This window comes from Pseudomonas sp. FW305-28 (assembly GCF_017351395.1).
GTDB classification, from domain to species: domain Bacteria; phylum Pseudomonadota; class Gammaproteobacteria; order Pseudomonadales; family Pseudomonadaceae; genus Aquipseudomonas; species Aquipseudomonas fluorescens_AA.
Genome location: NZ_JACNDD010000070.1, coordinates 15,832 through 33,781 on the forward strand (window position 1 = coordinate 15,832; position 17,950 = coordinate 33,781).

General features: G+C 61.3%; 20 protein-coding genes. 8 read left to right on the forward strand and 12 right to left on the reverse strand.

The window, feature by feature from the left end; translation table 11 throughout:
- Positions 1-15: 15 nt before the first annotated feature.
- From J4E53_RS17280 to J4E53_RS17295, 4 genes are read right to left on the reverse strand one after another with little or no spacing between them, the layout of a single operon-like run.
- Positions 16-759: an NRDE family protein gene (locus J4E53_RS17280; protein WP_158249660.1), complete on the reverse strand. Its 744-nt coding sequence runs from the start codon at positions 757-759 to the stop codon at positions 16-18.
- A 2-nt stretch (positions 760-761) separates the two neighbouring features.
- Positions 762-1,625 carry a TauD/TfdA family dioxygenase gene (locus tag J4E53_RS17285; protein ID WP_060740046.1) on the reverse strand — a complete coding sequence of 288 codons (864 nt, stop codon included), beginning with the start codon at positions 1,623-1,625 and terminating at the stop codon, positions 762-764.
- Between the two features lie 11 nt (positions 1,626-1,636).
- Entirely contained in the window at positions 1,637-3,025 is a 1,389-nt protein-coding gene (locus J4E53_RS17290; RefSeq protein ID WP_060740047.1) for an asparagine synthase C-terminal domain-containing protein, read from the reverse strand.
- The gene (locus J4E53_RS17295) at positions 3,022-3,834 is read right to left on the reverse strand and encodes an enoyl-CoA hydratase/isomerase family protein (protein ID WP_060740048.1); all 813 of its coding nucleotides are present in this window, start codon (positions 3,832-3,834) and stop codon (positions 3,022-3,024) included. The genes J4E53_RS17290 and J4E53_RS17295 overlap by 4 nt, the downstream gene beginning before the upstream one ends.
- 220 nt (positions 3,835-4,054) lie before the next feature.
- Between J4E53_RS17295 and gntB the strand changes: the two genes are divergently transcribed.
- From gntB to J4E53_RS17310, 3 genes are all read left to right on the forward strand, one after another.
- Positions 4,055-5,029, forward strand: coding sequence for a guanitoxin biosynthesis L-arginine gamma (S) hydroxylase (gene gntB / locus J4E53_RS17300; protein ID WP_103309431.1), 975 nt, complete (start codon positions 4,055-4,057; stop codon positions 5,027-5,029).
- Positions 5,019-5,918: a DMT family transporter gene (locus J4E53_RS17305; RefSeq protein WP_103309429.1), complete on the forward strand. Its 900-nt coding sequence runs from the start codon at positions 5,019-5,021 to the stop codon at positions 5,916-5,918. The genes gntB and J4E53_RS17305 overlap by 11 nt, the downstream gene beginning before the upstream one ends.
- 143 nt (positions 5,919-6,061) lie before the next feature.
- On the forward strand, positions 6,062-6,778 hold the full coding sequence (locus J4E53_RS17310; RefSeq protein WP_060740051.1) for a LuxR family transcriptional regulator: 717 nt from the start codon (positions 6,062-6,064) through the stop codon (positions 6,776-6,778).
- Between the two features lie 3 nt (positions 6,779-6,781).
- Here the strand turns inward: J4E53_RS17310 and J4E53_RS17315 are convergent, their stop codons facing one another.
- The gene (locus J4E53_RS17315; RefSeq protein WP_060740052.1) at positions 6,782-7,012 is read right to left on the reverse strand and encodes a hypothetical protein; all 231 of its coding nucleotides are present in this window, start codon (positions 7,010-7,012) and stop codon (positions 6,782-6,784) included.
- A 136-nt stretch (positions 7,013-7,148) separates the two neighbouring features.
- Between J4E53_RS17315 and J4E53_RS17320 the strand changes: the two genes are divergently transcribed.
- A complete protein-coding gene (locus J4E53_RS17320; protein ID WP_103309428.1) occupies positions 7,149-7,775 on the forward strand; it encodes an acyl-homoserine-lactone synthase in 627 nt (208 codons plus the stop codon).
- A gap of 266 nt (positions 7,776-8,041) precedes the next feature.
- Here J4E53_RS17320 and J4E53_RS17325 read toward each other — a convergent pair whose 3' ends face one another.
- The 6 genes from J4E53_RS17325 to J4E53_RS17350 form a co-directional block, all read right to left on the reverse strand.
- Entirely contained in the window at positions 8,042-8,782 is a 741-nt protein-coding gene (locus J4E53_RS17325; protein ID WP_060740054.1) for a hypothetical protein, read from the reverse strand.
- A 55-nt stretch (positions 8,783-8,837) separates the two neighbouring features.
- Complete coding sequence (locus J4E53_RS17330) at positions 8,838-9,218, reverse strand: RidA family protein (protein ID WP_014340863.1); 381 nt, start codon at positions 9,216-9,218, stop codon at positions 8,838-8,840.
- 35 nt (positions 9,219-9,253) lie between these two features.
- Positions 9,254-11,359, reverse strand: a complete 2,106-nt coding sequence (spoT, locus tag J4E53_RS17335) for a bifunctional GTP diphosphokinase/guanosine-3',5'-bis pyrophosphate 3'-pyrophosphohydrolase (RefSeq protein WP_053126562.1) — start codon at positions 11,357-11,359, stop codon at positions 9,254-9,256.
- Between the two features lie 60 nt (positions 11,360-11,419).
- Positions 11,420-11,683 carry a DNA-directed RNA polymerase subunit omega gene (gene rpoZ / locus J4E53_RS17340; RefSeq protein ID WP_003177259.1) on the reverse strand — a complete coding sequence of 88 codons (264 nt, stop codon included), beginning with the start codon at positions 11,681-11,683 and terminating at the stop codon, positions 11,420-11,422.
- A gap of 167 nt (positions 11,684-11,850) precedes the next feature.
- Positions 11,851-12,471 carry a guanylate kinase gene (gene gmk / locus J4E53_RS17345; RefSeq protein ID WP_053126561.1) on the reverse strand — a complete coding sequence of 207 codons (621 nt, stop codon included), beginning with the start codon at positions 12,469-12,471 and terminating at the stop codon, positions 11,851-11,853.
- Positions 12,472-12,481: 10 nt separating this feature from the next.
- Positions 12,482-13,345, reverse strand: a complete 864-nt coding sequence (locus J4E53_RS17350; protein WP_060740055.1) for a YicC/YloC family endoribonuclease — start codon at positions 13,343-13,345, stop codon at positions 12,482-12,484.
- A gap of 275 nt (positions 13,346-13,620) precedes the next feature.
- Here J4E53_RS17350 and rph point away from each other — a divergent pair, with 275 nt between their 5' ends.
- The 3 genes from rph to gltS all read left to right on the forward strand — a co-directional run bounded on the left by rph (position 13,621) and on the right by gltS (position 16,318).
- Complete coding sequence (rph, locus tag J4E53_RS17355; protein ID WP_060740056.1) at positions 13,621-14,343, forward strand: ribonuclease PH; 723 nt, start codon at positions 13,621-13,623, stop codon at positions 14,341-14,343.
- 34 nt (positions 14,344-14,377) lie between these two features.
- Positions 14,378-14,746 (forward strand): DUF4870 domain-containing protein, encoded by a 369-nt coding sequence (locus J4E53_RS17360; RefSeq protein ID WP_060740057.1) that lies wholly within the window; start codon positions 14,378-14,380, stop codon positions 14,744-14,746.
- Between the two features lie 363 nt (positions 14,747-15,109).
- A complete protein-coding gene (gltS, locus tag J4E53_RS17365; protein ID WP_103309426.1) occupies positions 15,110-16,318 on the forward strand; it encodes a sodium/glutamate symporter in 1,209 nt (402 codons plus the stop codon).
- A gap of 95 nt (positions 16,319-16,413) precedes the next feature.
- On the opposite strand, the gene J4E53_RS17370 is transcribed toward gltS, so the two are convergent.
- Positions 16,414-17,193, reverse strand: a complete 780-nt coding sequence (locus J4E53_RS17370) for an exodeoxyribonuclease III (RefSeq protein ID WP_013694557.1) — start codon at positions 17,191-17,193, stop codon at positions 16,414-16,416.
- Positions 17,194-17,275: 82 nt separating this feature from the next.
- On the opposite strand from J4E53_RS17370, the gene pyrE reads away from it, so the two are divergent.
- Complete coding sequence (gene pyrE, locus J4E53_RS17375) at positions 17,276-17,920, forward strand: orotate phosphoribosyltransferase (protein ID WP_072406083.1); 645 nt, start codon at positions 17,276-17,278, stop codon at positions 17,918-17,920.
- Positions 17,921-17,950: the final 30 nt, after the last annotated feature.

The window sequence follows — 17,950 nt, forward strand, 5'->3', positions numbered from 1 at the left end:
GGCAGCATTCTCGTTCTAATGGGATAAAGGGGACGGCAAGTTGCGCCAACTGGTCGGGTCCAGTGGCGAGGCGCTGAAGTCCAGTCGCGACTGTTGTTTGCCCAGCGCCAGGCAAGCGGCCGATTGAGAGGCCCAGGGGCCGCCTTCAACGTCGCGCCGCCACATCAGCGCATCGTCGGCGCTGCTGTACTGGCCGCCATCGGCCAATAGGTGCAGCCAGCGACCCCAGGCTTGCGCCGGGGAGGCCGTCGCCAGGGGCCGAGGCAGCGGGCTGGCGGCGAAACGGGGCAGGTGCCGTGCCAGGCGTGGGTGATCCTCGCCGATGCCGCGGTAGCACAGGCCGTGGAGACCCTTGCCCAGATGCACTGAGCGCAGGGTGCGGGTGTCCCATTGATGGAGCACCAGGCCGTTGGCATCGGCCAGTCCCAGGATGAAGCCGTTGTACTGGCTCAGGCTGTCGGCGTCCCAGCGCTGCGCGGGTGCTTGCAGTGCGATGAGCGGTAGCTCGCCACGGCTGCGGGTTTTACCGGCGAGGTGCTCTGGGCGGTTGACCAGAAAACTCGCGCGGTGCTGGTGAACGTCAAGCGCCAGCCAGGTGCCGCCGGATTGCAGGTCCAGGCCGCCGATCACCTGTGGATGCTGCTCGGGCCAATGCGCGGCCGGGGCTTGCCATGGGCGCGCGACCGACTCGTCCCGCACCGAGGCCAGCAACACCGGCCACTGCGGTGAAAGGCCGAGCGCGGCAATGATCGTGCACACGCTCAGGCACTCTCCAGCGCCGCGCCGGGTGCCGAGGCGATGGCCTCGAACGTCACCTGGCCGCGTAGTAGCTTGCGGCAGGTATTGGGCAATAGCCCGCGCCGGCCGTGCAGGGTGCGCTGGTTATCGATGATCAACAGGTCACCCTTGCGCCAGCGATGGCAGTACAGGTACGGGTCGGCTGTCAGGTGCCGTTCCAGTTCCGCGAACCAGGCAGCCGATGCGTCCTCGCTCAGCCCCGGCACGCGAACATCCCAACTGGCCTTGACCTGGCTGTCGAAAGGCAACGCGAGGTTGAGCGAGCGGACACGGCCGTAGTCGCGGAACGTGGATATCGGATACCAGCCCTCGGGCACCGTGGCGAAATAGCCTCGCTCGAAGGCCAGGTATTCGAGCCGGCCGTCCAGCAGCGGTTGGCGCAACGAATCGGGCATGTCCTTCCAGGCCGCGAGCTGGTCGCACACGACGGTTGCGCCATCTTCGTCAATGTTTGCAACGTCGGCGGCATACAGGATGATGAGGTCGACCTGGGTGCCGAGCAGGATGCCGTCCGTATGCAGCGGCAGGCTGCCCCGGCCGGTAATGACCTTTTCCTTATCGTGGGTGCCGTCGAGCTTGAGGATGTCGGCGAAGCCGTAGCCAACGTTGGCGTTGCCCTCGTCGTAGGACACCTTGTCCCCCAGGCTTTCGACGAACTGCCGGAAGCTGTCTTCGTCGAAGTGGACGTTGCGCAGCAGGGTCACGCCATGGTCGAGCACCGCCTGGCGAACGGCCGCCAGCGGTGTTTCGTCCGGCAGATGGACGCCCAGGCCAGAGGCGGTCAGGGTCTGGCCGCGCAGGTCGCGCAAGGAAACGGATGAGTTCATGGGCGGTTCCTTCAGCGGCAGTGAGCGAGTGAGTGCAGGGCGCGGTCGAGTACTTCTTCGGCACACAGCGGCGCCAATGGGGCTCGTACGGCCTGGTCCAGCTGGGTCGCCAGGATCTGGCGGTACAGCGCCGGCGCGCTGGCGGACTGGTGGGTGGTGACGTCGATCAACTGCGACAGCGCCGTGCCCAACCCATTGCCGTGGTGGATGGCGGTCTTCTTGCGCCAGGCGACCTCGGCAGGCAGCCATTGCTCGGCGGCAAGGCGCAGGTGGCCCTTTTCGCGGCCGCGGGTGGTCTTGACCGACGGACACGTGTCCAGCGCGCTACGCAGCACGGGCAGGTCCCAGTAGGGATGAACCAGTTCGCTGCCGCAGGCTTGGGCCGCGATGCCTGTGAGTTCGCTGGAGTAACGGGTCTTGTCGACCTCGACCGCGATGCTGCTGCGGATATCTTCAGCCAGGCCGTCACCCGTGGCCATGCCGGAGTTGATCAGATCCGAGCCATAACCGGTGAAAATCGTCCGGCCTTCTTCCAACTGCCGACAGAACGCGGTGATTGCCACGCCGATCTCTACGGCTTGGGGCTGCGGATGGCCAAAGGCGCGGATGGTCTGGGGCAGCGCCAGCAGGATCGATTGCGGGTCGAGTTCGACACGGTTCAACGGGCGTCCGAGTGCGTCGGCCAGTTGCTGGGCGTCATCGAACTCGTTGCCCCAGGGGGTACCGATGCTGAAGGCTTCGAAGTCCGGGCACTGCGCGGCGAGCAGGGCGGCGACCAACCCGGAGTCGACACCGCCGGAAACCAGTGCGGCGACCTTGCCGGGCCGCTGCAGATGGCCGGCGATACTTTCCTGCAACGCCCTGATCTGCGTCTGTCCGGCGAACAGGGCGTCGCCGTAGCGGTCGCTTTGCAGGGCCAGGGTGTCTTGCATTGCGTCACGTCCGACGCGCACCTGGTTGCCCTGCAACACAACCTCAAGGCGGCTGCTGTGCAACAACCGGCCGATGCCATGGATGCTCGAGCGATCGTCCAGGTGCACGCCCGCCTGTTCGCGCACGCCCAACTGGCAATCGGTCAGGCTCATCCAGGCGCTGGCAGCGATCAGCAGGTCGGTCGACAGGACGAAGTTGCCTTGATGGTCGGCGCTCCAGTACAGCGCGCAGGTGTTGCGGCTGCTGGTCGTCACGGTCAGCTGGTCGCCTTGCACCTCGATCAGGTTGTCTCCCCCTACGTGCAGGCGCGTGCGAGGACGGCCAGACGCATCGTGACGGTCGTCGGGCGCGGGGACCGGCCAGGCCGAGGCATAGCCGTGGAAAGCCGAGGCGGCCAGCGGCACGTGGGCGGATTCGAAGCGGTCGAGGGGACGGCTGGAAAGCAGCAACCAGGGTTGTACGGTCATGGGGTCGCCTCCAGGCTCGGTTGCACACTGGAGCGGTTGAGGATCGTCTTCATCCGGCCCTGTGCCTCGCCAGCGGCGAAGGCCGCGCGATGCGCCTGTTTGCCGGCGATGCGGGTCTGCTCCAGCCCGGCGATGAAGTCTCGGTTGAGGTAGGCCTTGGTATTGCGGAACGCGGCATCGGTGAACGCGGCGGCGCGGTGGGCCTGTTCCAGGGCGCTGGCGCGCAGTTGTCCGGCATCGGCCACTGCATGCAGCAGCCCGTCGGCCATGGCACGCGGTGCTGGCCACTCGGCACAGGACATCAGCATGTTCTGCATCAGGCTGCGCCCGACGATCTTCTCCAGCATGAAGCCGCCGAAGGTGCAGGCGATGCCCAGTTCGAACTCGGGCATCTTCAGCACGCAGCGATCGCTGCCGATCCGGTAGTCGGCGGTCAGGGCTATCTGCAGGCCGATGCCGATGGCGTAGCCATCGATGGCTGCGATCAGCGGACGGTTCAACTGCAGGGCTGCGATGTACAGGTCGGTGACGTGATCGATCCAGACATCGACCTCGTTGCCACCGGTGAATGTCGAGGTTTCGTGGAAGCTGCCGCCGGCACCGAACGATCGGCCCTCGCCGCTGTGCAGCAGCACTGCACCTACCGCGTCATCCTCGTTCAACTGTCTCAGCAGTCGGGTCAGCTGGGCCATCCGTGGCATCGACCACAGGTTGTGCCGGTGCGAGTCGGTGAAGGCCACCAGCGCGACGCTGTTTTCGAAAGTAATGTCGAAATCGTAAGTGAGGTAATCGTTTTCAAGACCTGGCATCGCTAACTTCCCGTGGCGTCCTTGGTGCGAAGTGGTGCTGTCGGGCCCGATAGCGCCCGGCACTGCCTAGTAGATAGGGCGCGCGTACGGCCTGGTACCTCCCGGAACAGGGAGGTTGTTAGCGTTGTGGCAAGTCACTAGTTTCTGCGGCCGCTCGAAGGCTGGCGGACGCCCTATCCGCAGGGCCCGAGTCTCCAAGGCGAATGAAACAGGATCATCGATGTTACCCAGACACCGGTTCTCGAAAGAGATCAAGGACCAGATCAAGCAGTTGTACCGCTACGACAATTACCATGGCCCCCTCGCGTTGCTGCAGAACCTGTTCTGGATCAGCCTGGCGATCTACCTGGGCGAGTCCAGTCCCTGGCTGCTGCCGTTGTCCATCCTGCTGATCGGTTCACGACAACGGGCATTGGCCACGCTGCTGCACGAAGCGGCGCATGGTGCGCTGTGTCGCAGTAAGCGGCTGGAAAAATTCCTCGGCACCTGGTGCTCGGGTTACCTGATTTTCCAGGGCTGGGCCAGCTACAAGCGCTCCCACACCCTGGATCACCACCACAAGTTGGGTGACCCGGAGCGCGATCCCGACTATCGGTACTATCAGCAGTCCGGGGTGTTCGAGGCGCGCTCGACGGCCAGGTTCGCGCTTGCGCATCTCATCAGGCCGCTGCTATTCCTGGGCGCACCGCAGAGCTTGAAGTATCTGCTGGTCAACCGACTGATCCGCAGCCCCAGCAAGCGTGAGCTGTTTGCGGTGCTCGCCTGCCAGGGCCTGCTCGGCGTGGGCCTGACGATGCTGTTCGGCGCCAAGGGCTATGTCCTCTACTGGCTCTTGCCCTACCTCAGTACCTTCCAGGCCTTGACTTGGTTCATCGAGCTCGCCGAGCATTACCCGATGATCGCCCAAGCCAAGAGCGATCTGCAGGCCACCCGAAACCGCTTCAGCCATCCGCTCGAGCATTTCTTCACGGCCATGCATGGAGAGAACTTCCACCTGATCCACCATCTCTTCCCTGCCATTCCGTACTGGAACCTCAAGAAGGCTCATCGGATCCTGCTCTGCGACGCGGCATACGCCACCACGAATGCGGGGTTTGGCGGGATCTTCATATCCTCCAATTTCGCGCCGTCGATGTGGGCCGACATTTTATCGAACGACCTACCAGCGACAGGGACCGTCATCAATGCAAGCTAGTTTCAGCAAAGGCGTTATCTTTGCACTCTCCGCCGCCGCACTTAACGCCACGATCGGCGTGCTCAGTAAAGTGCTCATGAGCAATGGCTTTACCGCCAGCAGTGTCGCCGTCATAAAGACGGTCCTGGGTTGTCTGCTGCTCTCGGCTTTGCTGCTGTTTCTCAAGCGTCCGGCGACGCCAGCCAAATGGACCCAGGCGGCGATCTGTGCGTTCCTCGGTATCTTCGTGCTGTTCCACTTCGAAACATCTGCCTATCGGCATTACGCCGCGGCGGGCGTGGTCGTGATGTTGATGGCCAGCGCATCCATCTCCTCCATCGTGCTCGGCCGCATATTCCTCAAGGACGCCATCACCGCCAACGCCACCGTGGGCGCGGCCCTGGCTATCGCCGGGATCGCGGTGATCTTCGGTGCCGACCTGCGGCAGGGCTTCACTCTCCAAGGCGCTGCGCTGGCTTCCATGGCGGGCTGCGGCTACGGGGCGTTTTCGGTCGCCATGAAGCGAATGGGCGTGTCCGGTGGGTTGCACTTCACCCGTCAACTGCTGTTCTTCGGCAGCCTGTACTTGTTGATGCCGGCCGCGGCCGACGGTTTCGTGATCGGTGAGCTGTCGTCCCTGGCGGTTGCCGCGCTGCTGGCGCTGGCCGCGTTGCCGACCATTCTCGGCTTTTTCTGCACCACCAAGGCCATCGAATACCTCAAGCCCTCCCAGGTGCAGGCCTTGGAGCTGACCGAACCGCTGTTCGCCGCCCTGCTGGCGTTTGTGGTGCTCAATGAGGTGCCTCGCGAAAGTCTGTACGCGGGCGCGGCACTGATCATCATCGGTTTGTGTTTCTCCAACGAGCTGATCCGCCTGGGCAGAAAAACGCCTGTCCCGTCTCGCGCGTGAGCCTTTGCCAGAGGGCCTCGCTCGCACATTGATTTCAAAGCGCCATATCTCTATCTTATCGCCCCACTTTTGCGAGGGGGGCGGTTTCCCTCACGTGCTGTCTCAGGATGAGAGCACCGTCGAGCGGTGTCACAAGGAAGGGAATGGCTGTGCTGGCAATGGATGAGCTGATACAACTCAGCGAAACGGAGTGCTTCGAGGATTGGCTGGCAGGGTTGAAAACGCTGACCCGCAAGCTGGGCTACGCGAACTTCCTGTTGGGCCTCAAGCCCGGCCCCGCTGCCATGAACCAGCAGGTGCTGATCCACAGTGACTATCCCGGCGCCTGGCGCAAGCGTTACGACGCCCAGGGCTATGTGGCGGTTGACCCGATCGTCCAGCATTGCCTGAACCTGAACCAGCCGTTGCTCTGGAACCGTGAAAATTACCGTCGGCCCTCGGAATCAGCGTTCTTTGAAGAGGCTGCCATGTATGGGCTCCAGCGCGGACTGGCGCTGCCCCTGCATGGCCCACGGGGGGAGGCGGGTATGCTCTGTCTCAAGCACTCCGAACACGGCGCCCGAGCCACCCTTGCCATGATCGAAACCTTGCCCCTGGCGACAATGCTGCGTGACTACGTCATCGAGCGGGTCCTCAAGGCCCAGGCTGAACACCATGCACCGGTGCATGTGACGAAACGGGAGAAAGAGGTGCTGCAATGGAGCGCGGCGGGCAAGACGACTTGGGAGATCGCGATGATCCTCTCTTGTACAACCTCGGCAATCGACTTCCATTTCAAGAACATTCGCCGCAAGTTTCAGGTCAGCTCGCGCCAGATGGCAGTGCTCAAGGCTATCCAGCAGAAATCGATCACGCCTTGAGCGTCACTGTGGACGCTGGGCCAGGTCGCTCTCCTGCAGGCGCCCGCTCAAGTAGAGGCGCAACAGAATGTAAACCGGGGCGGGGACCTGGCTGGTGCATTCGATACGACTGGCGCAGGCCTGGCTGATGCCGAACCTTGACCAGAACTCGGTCTGGCTCTGCTTTTGATCCAGGCGCAGGCTGATGGCTTGGCGCGCAACCTCGCGCACGGTCGAGGTGTTGAGTAGCTTCATCGGGCTGAGTCCTTCAAAAGGCAAAAACTAGCAAATCCGTCCGGCCCGAACTACCTCCCGGATCGGGGAGGGTCTCATTTATTCATTGCGAATATACGCTGTGCGACATATTTCACTCCGCCGGTATATACCCGTCATGTTTATTTCCATTGGCCGTCGCCACAAGATCAATCCTCAAGCGCTGAATAACATGCACAAACTTCGGGCGCGTATCTTCAAGCAAAAGAAGATGTGGGATATACCGCTGATCAATGACATGGAAATCGATGGATACGATGCACTCGATCCTTATTACATGATTATCAATCGGAGCGCGGAGCAGGCATACGTCTGCGGTTGCTGGCGGATCCTTCCCACCACCGGGCCGAACATGTTGGCGCATACATTTCCCGAACTGCTGCACGGACAACCGGCGCCGTGCTCCGATTCGATCTGGGAGTTGAGCCGGTTTGCCATCGAGATGCCCCATGACAACCGCTTCGGTTTCTCCCAAGGCACTGTCCAGGCGATCCACGCCATTGTGAATTTCGCCCTCGGGTGTGGGGTGAAGCAGTTCGTGACGGTTACCACCGTCGGTGTCGAGAAGATGCTCATCCGTCTGGGATTGGACACCAGCCGCTTCGGCCCGGCCCTGCAGGTTGGCGTGGAACGGGCGGTGGCGTTGCGCATCGAGCTGAATGATCGAACCACGGCCGCGCTGGAGCGAGCGATCGAGGTCTATATATACAGATCCCAATGTCTTGGAGACGCTGCCGATTTTTAGCATCGCCGTTTTGCTGGCGAAGCCGCCGAAGCGCCAAGCCTGATTGAACACGAGGACGTTCAGAGCGCCGGTGTCGTGTTCCAGAGCTTCGCAATTGTGAACTCAATTGTGCTGCCAGATGAAACCACTCTCTTCGGTAGGTTTATAGAAGTTGTCCGATACCTTGGAGCGGTCAGGTTTCTTCGAGGCAAAACGGGCGTCGTTCGGCGCTGCTTCACCGCGCTATCGCGAGCAGAGGATTTCGGTCTGAAGGGCTCAGATCCGACTTACTGCTTTTCCAACACCCACTGCCGGTTGCCCGGCGTGAACGACGGCATTTCATCCGCCAGCGCCGCATTCACGGTCTGGAAAATCTCCAGCTTCTTGCCATCACGGGCAAAGATCCAGGTGTTGCCCTGGCCGTTCTGTTGCAGCCAGATATTGTCGTTGCCGCCGCTCATGGAGGCGCAATCGCCGGCCAGGCACAGGGCGTAACGGTCGGCGCCCGGCAGGCCGCTGACCTGGCCGTCGGGCTGGAATTGCACGGTGGCGCCCTGGCCGGGGCCGCTGGCGATGTTCCAGGTGCCGCCCAGGTAGGCGGCATACAGCGCGCGTTCGAAACTGGCGCCGATGGGTGCGCCTTCCGGTACCTGGACTTGCGCGCGGTGGAACACCTGCTGCGGTTCGTTCTCGGTGGCGGCCTGGCTCAACTGGTCGCCGTCGCGCTTGAGCTCGCTGGCGGAGCTGCCGTAGAAGTCGACTTTCCAGGCGCCGTCTTCTTCGCCCAGCAGTTTGCCTTCGACGTTTTCAAAACCATTGGTGTAGCGTGCCTGGCCGGCCCGGGTATTGACGTCCCATTCCAGGTTCGGACCATAGCCTTGCAGCGCTTCGCGCAGCGGGCCGCCCTTGGCGGCAGCGTCGATGGCCGCCTGGTTGATCCAGGTGCCGCTGATGTCACGGTCGGCAGGGTCGCTGGCGCAACCGCCCAGAAAAAGGGCGAGCAGCGAGAAAGCAAGCGCTTTGCGCATGGTGGAATCCTTTCAAGACGAAAACGGCGCAGCGGGGGAGGCTGCGCCGACCTTATTACTCGATGACCAGGATGGCATCCATTTCAACCTGCGCGCCCTTTGGCAGGGCCGCCACGCCAATGGCGGCGCGGGCAGGGTAAGGCTGGTCGAAGTACTTGCCCATGATCTCGTTGACCTTGGCGAAGTGGCTCAGGTCGGTGAGGAAGATGTTCAGCTTGACGATGTCCTTGAAGGAACCACCGGCGGCCTCGGCCACGGCCTTGAGGTTTTCGAACACCTGCACGGTCTGGGCTTCGAAGCCTTCCACCAGCTCCATGGTCTTCGGGTCCAGCGGGATCTGGCCCGACATGTACACGGTGTTGCCGGCCTTGATCGCCTGGGAGTAGGTGCCGATGGCGGCTGGGGCCTTGTCGCTGGTGATAACGGTCTTGGTCATTGATGACTCCTTGTAAGGAATAGGCTATTGAGGCGCTATGCGCGCATGCGGGTGATGCGGATAACGCCGGTCAGGGCGCGCAGTTTCTTGATCACGCGGGCCAGGTGCACACGGTCGTGCACGCTGACCACCAATTGGACGACGCTGATGCGGCCATCGCGCTCGTCCATGCTGATTTTTTCGATATTGCCGTCGGCGGCGTTGACGCTGCTGGCCAGCAGCGCGATCAGGCCGCGCTGGTGTTCCAGCTCTACCCGCAGCTCGACGTTGAATTCGCCGGTGACATCCTTGGCCCAGGAGAGCTGGATGCATTTTTCCGGGTTGTGACGGATTTCGCTGATGTTGCGGCAGTTGTCCAGGTGCACCACCATCCCCTTGCCAGCGGACAGGTGGCCGACAATCGGGTCGCCCGGGATCGGCGTGCAACACTTGGCATAGCTGAGCACCAGGCCTTCGGTGCCGCGAATCGCCAGCGGGCCTTCGGGGCTTGGCAGTTGTTCGCCTTCGCCGAGCAGGCGACGGGCGACGACATAGGCCATGCGATTGCCCAGGCCGATGTCTTCGAGCAGGTCTTCGATCAATTCGAGGCGGTATTCGTGGAGCATCACCTGCACGCGCTCGCCGGGGATCTTGTCCAGGGAGCTGTCGAAACCGTTCAGGACCTTGTTCAGCAGGCGTTCGCCGAGGCTGATGGATTCGGAGCGGCGTTGCAGTTTCAGCGCATGCCGGATGTGCGTACGGGCCTTGCCGGTGACCACGAAGTTGAGCCATGCCGGGTTGGGCCGTGCGCCGGGGGCACTGACGATTTCCACCGTGGAGCCGCTTTGCAGCGGCTCGGACAACGGTGCCAGGCGCCGATTGATGCGACAGGCGATGCAACTGTTGCCGACGTCGGTGTGCACCGCATAGGCAAAGTCCACGGCCGTGGAGCCTTTGGGCAGCTCCATGATCCGGCCTTTGGGCGTGAAGACATAGACCTCGTCCGGGAACAGGTCGATCTTCACGCTCTCGATGAATTCCAGGGAGTTGCCAGCGCGCTGCTGCATTTCCAGCACGCCCTTGACCCACTGCCGGGCACGGGCGTGGGTGCTCTTGGGTTGTTCGTCACCGCTGGATTTGTAGAGCCAATGGGCGGCAATGCCGTTGTTGGCCATCTCTTCCATTTCGCGGGTGCGGATCTGGATTTCGATCGGGACGCCGTGCATGCCGAACAACGTGGTGTGCAGCGACTGGTAGCCGTTGGCCTTGGGGATCGCGATGTAATCCTTGAAGCGCCCCGGCAACGGTTTGTACAAATTATGTACAGCACCCAGCACGCGATAGCAGGTGTCGACCTTGTCGACGATGATCCGGAACGCGTAGACGTCCATGATCTCGTTGAAGGCCCGCCGCTTGCCGCGCATTTTCTTGTAGATGCCGTAGAGGTGTTTCTGGCGCCCGCTGACTTCGCCTTCGATGCCGTCGATGGCCAGGCAGTGGCTCAGGGACTCTTCGATCTTGTTGACGATTTCCTTGCGGTTGCCCCGGGCGCGCTTGACGGCCTGGTTGATCCGCGCCGAACGCATCGGGTGCATGGCCTTGAAGCCGAGGTCTTCGAACTCGATGCGGATCGCGTGCATGCCCAGGCGATTGGCGATGGGGGCGTAGATTTCCAGGGTTTCCTTGGCGATGCGCCGGCGTTTTTCGCCGGACAGCACTTCCAGGGTGCGCATGTTGTGCAGGCGGTCGGCGAGCTTGACCAGGATCACGCGGATGTCGCGCGCCATGGCCATGGCCATTTTCTGGAAGTTCTCGGCCTGGGCCTCGGCCTTGGTCTCGAAGTTCATCTGGGTCAGCTTGCTGACCCCGTCGACCAGTTCGGCCACGGTTTCGCCGAACTGCGCTTGCAGCGCTTCCTTGGCAATGCCGGTGTCTTCGATCACGTCATGCAGCATCGCCGCCATCAGGCTCTGATGGTCCATGTGCATGTCGGCAAGAATATTCGCCACGGCAAGCGGGTGCGTGACGTACGCCTCGCCGCTGCGGCGGCGTTGGCCGTCGTGGGCTTGTTCGGCGTAGAAATAGGCTCGGCGGACCAGGTTGACCTGGTCCGTGCCGAGGTAGGCCGATAAGCGATCGGCGAGGGCGTCTATGCTCGGCATGATGATGACTCCTGCCGTTTGCTGTGACCCCGCGCCGTGCTACGTCGACCAGGCATAGGCTTAGACCGCCTCGTTGGACTCGTCCTCGAACGCTGCGAACAGCGGTTCGTCTTCGACGATTTCAGCGTTGGCGATGAACTCGTAGCTCATCAGGCCCTCGGCGATTTCACGCAGCGCTACCACGGTAGGCTTGTCGTTTTCCCACTGGACCAATGGCTCTTTGCCGCCGGTGGCCAGTTGACGGGCACGCTTGGTAGAGAGCATGACCAGCTCAAAGCGGTTTTCCACGTGTTCTAGGCAGTCTTCAACGGTTACGCGGGCCATGGTATTCCTCGGAGCGAATGCAATATGCGCGCTGCCCGGTTGGGCGAGCGGACTCGACAGTTTAAAAAAACACCAGCGTTTAGGGAAGCGCTGATTTTTTAACCAAACCCCTCGGCGCGCTGCGAGTACCAATGTAAAGCCGTCGCAGCGGTTTTGGGAAGGGCTGTTCAACCCAACAGTTCGGCCAATAATTTACCGAAACGTTGCTGCTGGCGTTTCTGCTGCAGTTGGCTGGCGCGGAAAATCGCCTTCAGATCGTCCAGCGCATGGGCGAAATCGTCGTTGATGATCAGGTAATCGTAGTCGACGTAGTGGCTCATTTCGCTGACCGCTTCACGCATCCGGCCTTCGATGATCTCGTCGCTGTCCTGGCCGCGATTGGTCAGGCGCTGGCGCAACGCCTGCTGGCTCGGCGGCAGGATGAAGATCGAACGGGCCTGGGGCATCAGCTTGCGCACCTGCTCGGCGCCTTGCCAGTCGATTTCCAGGATCAGGTCATGGCCTTCGTCGAGGGTCTGCTGCAGATAGCTTTGCGAGGTGCCGTAGAGGTTGCCGAAGACTTCGGCGCGCTCCAGGAAGTCGCCGTGTTCGGCCATCTTCACGAACTCTTCGCGGTCGACGAAGTGATAGTTCACGCCGTTCACTTCGCCCGGGCGCATGGCACGGGTGGTGTGCGAGACCGAGACGCGGATCTGCGGTTCGGCGTCGATCAGGGCCTTGACCAGGCTGGTCTTGCCGGCGCCCGAGGGCGCGGAAATGATGTAGAGAGTGCCGGTGCTGTGGGTCATGTTGTTAGCCTTACTCAATGTTCTGCACTTGTTCGCGCATTTGCTCGATCAACACCTTGAGGTTGACCGCCGCCTGGGTGCTGCGCGGGTCGAAGGCCTTGGAGCCCAGTGTATTGGCTTCGCGGTTGAGCTCCTGCATCAGGAAGTCGAGGCGGCGACCGGCCGCGCCGCCGGACTTGAGCACCCGGCGAACTTCGATGATGTGGGTGCTCAGGCGATCCAGTTCTTCGGCCACGTCGCTCTTTTGCGCGAGCATGACCATTTCCTGTTCCAGCCGTTGCGGGTCCAGCTCGGCCTTCATATCGGCGAAGCGGTCGAGGACTTTCTGACGCTGGGTGGCGAGCATCTGCGGGACCAGCTCGCGCAGGGTACTGACGTCTTCTTCAATGGAGGTCAGGCGCTCGTTGATCAGCCGGGCCAGCTCCGCGCCTTCACGCTCGCGACCGGCCTTGAGTTCTTGCAAGCCTTGGTTGAACAGCGCCAGCGCCTCGGCGTTCAGCGCTTGCGGGTCGCTCGCGTCACCCACCAGCACGCCGGGCCAGGCCAGGACTTCCAGCGGGTTCAGGGCGGCGGGGTTCTTGATCAGGCTGGCGACGGTTTCGGCGGCAGCGACCAGTTGCGCGGCGCGCTCGCGGTCCACTTGCAGGGTCTTGCCGGTATTTTCTTCGGTGAAGCGCAGGGTGCATTCCAGTTTGCCCCGGGACAGGCCCTGGCGCAGGGCTTCGCGCACGCCGCCTTCCAGGTCGCGGAAGGACTCGGGCAAGCGCAGGTGCGGCTCCAGGTAACGGCTGTTGACCGAGCGCAGTTCCCAGCTCAGCGTGCCTTGGGCCCCGGCTTTTTCGACGCGGGCGAAGGCGGTCATGCTGTGCACCATGGAGGTTCCTCGCAATGCAGGCCGGCACGACGGTGGTCGTGGGCCTGGGATCTGTAGATAAAAGCCCGAGGGCAGCAAAGGCGCAGGATTGTAGCGCAGTGGGACGCAAGCGCCCAAACAGCTCCGGTAACAAAGCGCCGCAGCCCGTCGGCCGGGGCTTTGAGGGCGCTCACCCGCGCCAGCTTTTTAGCGCTGCACGACGTTTTAACTGCCCTCTGACGGTTCACGGCTCTATAATGCCAGGCAGTTTTCCGTCCTCTGTACAGGTGTTCCCTATGAAACGTCCAAGTGGTCGCGCTGCCGATCAGCTTCGCTCGATCCGCATTACCCGCAACTACACCAAACACGCCGAGGGATCTGTACTGGTCGAATTCGGTGATACCAAGGTCATCTGCACCGTCAGCGTCGAAAACGGCGTGCCACGGTTCCTCAAGGGCCAGGGCCAGGGCTGGCTGACCGCCGAGTACGGCATGCTGCCGCGCGCCACCGGTGAGCGGAACCAGCGTGAGGCCAGCCGCGGCAAGCAGGGCGGTCGTACCCTGGAAATCCAACGGCTGATCGGCCGTTCGCTGCGCGCGGCGCTGGACATGTCCAAGCTGGGCGACGTGACGCTGTATGTCGATTGCGACGTGATCCAGGCCGATGGCGGCACCCGTACGGCCTCCATCACCGGCGCCATGGTTGCGCTGGTCGATGCCTTGAAAGTGATCAAGAAGCGCGGCGGCCTCAAGGGCGGCGACCCGCTCAAGCAAATGATCGCCGCTGTGTCCGTGGGCATGTACCAGGGCGAGCCGGTGCTCGACCTGGATTACTTGGAAGACTCCGCCGCCGAGACCGACCTGAACGTGGTCATGACCAGTGCCGGCGGTTTCATCGAAGTCCAGGGTACCGCCGAAGGCGCGCCGTTCCAGCCGGAAGATTTGAACGCTATGCTGGAGTTGGCGAAGAAAGGCATGAACGAGATCTTCGAATTGCAAAAGGCCGCGTTGGCTGACTGATCGATCCCTGCTTCAAGACAACAAGGAGAGCGTCATGAGTGATGAACAAATCCTGCTGCCCCAGCCGAGCAAAGAGGCGCGTCAATGGGCAATGTTTTGTCACCTGTCCGCCTTGTTGGGGATCTGGATTCCGTTTGGCACGTTGATCGGGCCGTTGGTGCTCTGGCAGCTCAAGCGTGAATCCGACCCGTTCATCGATGCCCAGGGCAAGGAAGCGCTGAACTTCCAGATCACCGTGGCGATTGCTTCGGCGATCTGCCTGCTGCTGATGATCGTGGTGATTGGCTTCTTCCTGTTCGGCCTGGTGGCCATCGGTGCGCTGGTGCTGACCATCATAGGTGGCGTGAAGGCCAATGAAGGGCAGCCGTATCGGTATCCGTTCACCTGGCGGTTGGTCAAATAACGATCAGTTCTGTGATTCATAAGAATGCCCCGATTTATCGGGGCATTCTTTTTTAAATAAAAATGTTTCTATCCCTGTCGGGCATCCAATTGCCTGGCGCGTTATCGTGCGCATCCATTTAGTACTCTTAAATTTTTAGTCACAACTCACGAAGTTTCAAGGCGATCTATGTTCTTGGCAATAACACGCATCGATTGATAGAGTTGCCCCAAGTTATATTCCTTTAGAAATATTTCGATATATTCAGACCATTGAAGGTCCTTGAATTCAAAGTCAATCAGTGTTGAGGCAATCAACCTGTTCAAGCGGCGTGCCCAGGTAAAAAGTTCGCCCTGAATAGATATATTCAAAGAATAAACACTTATGTTTCAGCTCGACTTCTACGGAACCCTTGTCGCCGCCTCTCTAGTGCTTTTGCTGGGGCGCGGTCTTGTTAAACGTGTCGGTTTTCTACGCGTCTACAATATTCCCGAACCCGTGGCGGGTGGGTTGGTAGTTGCCCTGCTGCTCCTGGCTTTACGGGGGCTTGAAGTTGAAGTGCGTTTTGATACTTCATTGCAAACACCCTTGATGCTGGCGTTTTTTGCCACGATTGGCCTGAGTGCGGATTTCGCCAGCCTGAAGAAAGGTGGCCGCGTGGTGGGGATTTTCCTGTTGGCGGTCACCGGCCTGTTGGTGGTCCAGAATGCCATGGGCATCGGACTCGCAAAAGCACTGGGGCTCGATCCGTTGATGGGATTGCTGACCGGCTCGATTACCTTGGCGGGCGGTCACGGCACCGGCGCGGCGTGGGGAACGGTGTTCAGCGAGAAGTTCGGTCTGGCTTCTGCCTCCGAGCTTGCGATGGCTTCTGCGACGTTTGGCTTGGTGTTGGGTGGCTTGATCGGTGGGCCGGTTGCGCGCCTGCTCATCAAGCGTGTCCAATCGCCCGGCGGCCTTGAGCCAGAAAAGCCCCGCGTGCCCAAGGGCTTCGAACAGCCAAACAAGGAGCGCTCGATTACGCCATTTTCGTTTATCGAGACGCTCGCCTTGATCGCGGTCAGCCTGTTGGCCGGTACGCTCCTGAATGGACAGCTCCACGACACCGCATTCGAGTTGCCGACGTTCGTTTGTGTTCTTTTCGTGGGCGTGATCCTGCGCAACGGGCTTTCGGCACTTGGCCTGTATCAGGTATTCGAGCGAGAAGTGTCCGTGCTCGGCAACGTCAGCTTGTCACTGTTCCTGGCGATCGCCTTGATGTCACTCAAGTTGTGGGACCTGGCGTCATTGGCCTTGCCGATCTTCATCATTCTGGCGGCCCAGACATTGGTCATGGCCCTGTTTGCGATTTTCGTGACGTTCAGGCTCATGGGCAGTCACTACGATGCCGCGGTATTGGCGGCAGGGCATTGCGGTTTTGGACTGGGCGCCACGCCAACGGCCATCGCCAACATGCAGGCCGTGACGCAGCGCTACGGACCTTCGCAGATAGCGTTTCTGGTGGTGCCGATGGTAGGGGCGTTCTTCATCGACATCATTAACGTCATCGTCATCAAGTTGTACCTGGCCCTGCCGTTTTTTGCCGTGGCTTGATGATCGAGGCGGTAGCGCGCTCCATGAAAAATGCCCGTAACTTGCGATACGGGCATTTTTTGGGGCGGTCGGCCTGAAGGCTGTCGCCGATACGCTTAGATGGTCAGCGTCCAGTCGTAATCCACGATCAGCGGCGCATGCTGCGAGAACCGTGGCTGGCGCGGCAGGCGGGCGCTGCGTACGAAGCGGCGCAGCCCAGGCGTCAGCAACTGGTAGTCGAAGCGCCAACCGAGGTTGAGCATTTCGGCCTGCTCGTTGTCCGGCCACCAGCTGTACTGGTCGCCTTCGCGGCTGACTTCACGCAGGGCATCGACATAACCCATGTTGCCAATGATCTCGTCCATCCAGGCCCGTTCCGGCGCCAGGAAACCAGGAGATTGTTGGCTGTCGCGCCAGTTCTTGATATCCAGCTTCTGTTGCGCCACGTACAGCGAGCCACAATAGATGTACTCGCGACGTTTGCGCCGCTGTTTATCCAGGTAACGGGCGAAGTCGTCCATCAACTTGAATTTCTGATTCAAATCTTCATCGCCGTTCTGCCCCGAAGGGAGCAGTAAGGTCGCGATGCTGACCTTGTCGAAATCGGCTTGCAGGTAGCGCCCGTAGCGGTCCGCCGTCTCGAAACCGAGACCGTTGATGACAGCCTTCGGTTGCAGCCGCGAGTACAAAGCCACGCCACCCTGGGCGGGGACTTCGGCATCGCAGGCATAAAGGAAGTAACCATCCAGTTGGAAGGCTGCATCGTCCAGTTCAAAGGCGGAGGCGCGGGTGTCCTGCAGGCAGATGACGTCGGCATTCTGTGCTTGCAGCCAACTGAGCAAACCACGCTCCACTGCAGCCTGAATACCATTGACGTTCACACTGATGATCCGCATAAATGGCCCCAAAAATCACGTGCGTGTATGATACACGCCGTGTACCTATTTAGCTAAATCCGCGGTATTTGAGGCTTTTTTCATGCAGGCGTATCAGCGCGATTTCATTCGCTTTGCCATCGATCGCGGGGTTTTGCGCTTCGGTGAATTCACCCTCAAGTCCGGGCGCACCAGCCCGTACTTCTTCAATGCGGGCCTGTTCAACAGCGGAACCGCCCTGGCGCAGTTGGGCCGTTTCTATGCGGCGGCCATCGTCGAGAGCGGCATCCCGTTCGACGTATTGTTCGGCCCGGCCTACAAAGGCATCCCCTTGGCCGCCACCACCGCCGTCGCCCTGGCCGAACACCATGACCGCGACCTGCCTTGGTGTTTCAACCGCAAGGAAGCCAAGGCCCACGGCGAAGGCGGCAGCCTGGTCGGCGCGCCGCTGACCGGCGATGTGTTGATCATCGACGACGTGATCACCGCCGGGACCGCCATTCGCGAAGTGATGCAGATCATCGCTTCCCAGGAAGGTGCCAAGGCGGCCGGCGTGCTGATCGCCCTGAACCGTCAGGAGCGCGGCAACGGTGAGTTGTCGGCGATCCAGGAAGTGGAGCGCGATTTCGGCATTCCGGTGATCAGCATCGTGTCACTGAACCAGGTGCTGGAGTTTTTGGCCGACGACCCGCAGCTCAAGCAGCATTTGCCGGCGGTTGAGGCTTATCGCGCGCAGTTCGGTGTCTAAAAGGCTTGCGCCAAGCCTTGTGGGAGCGAG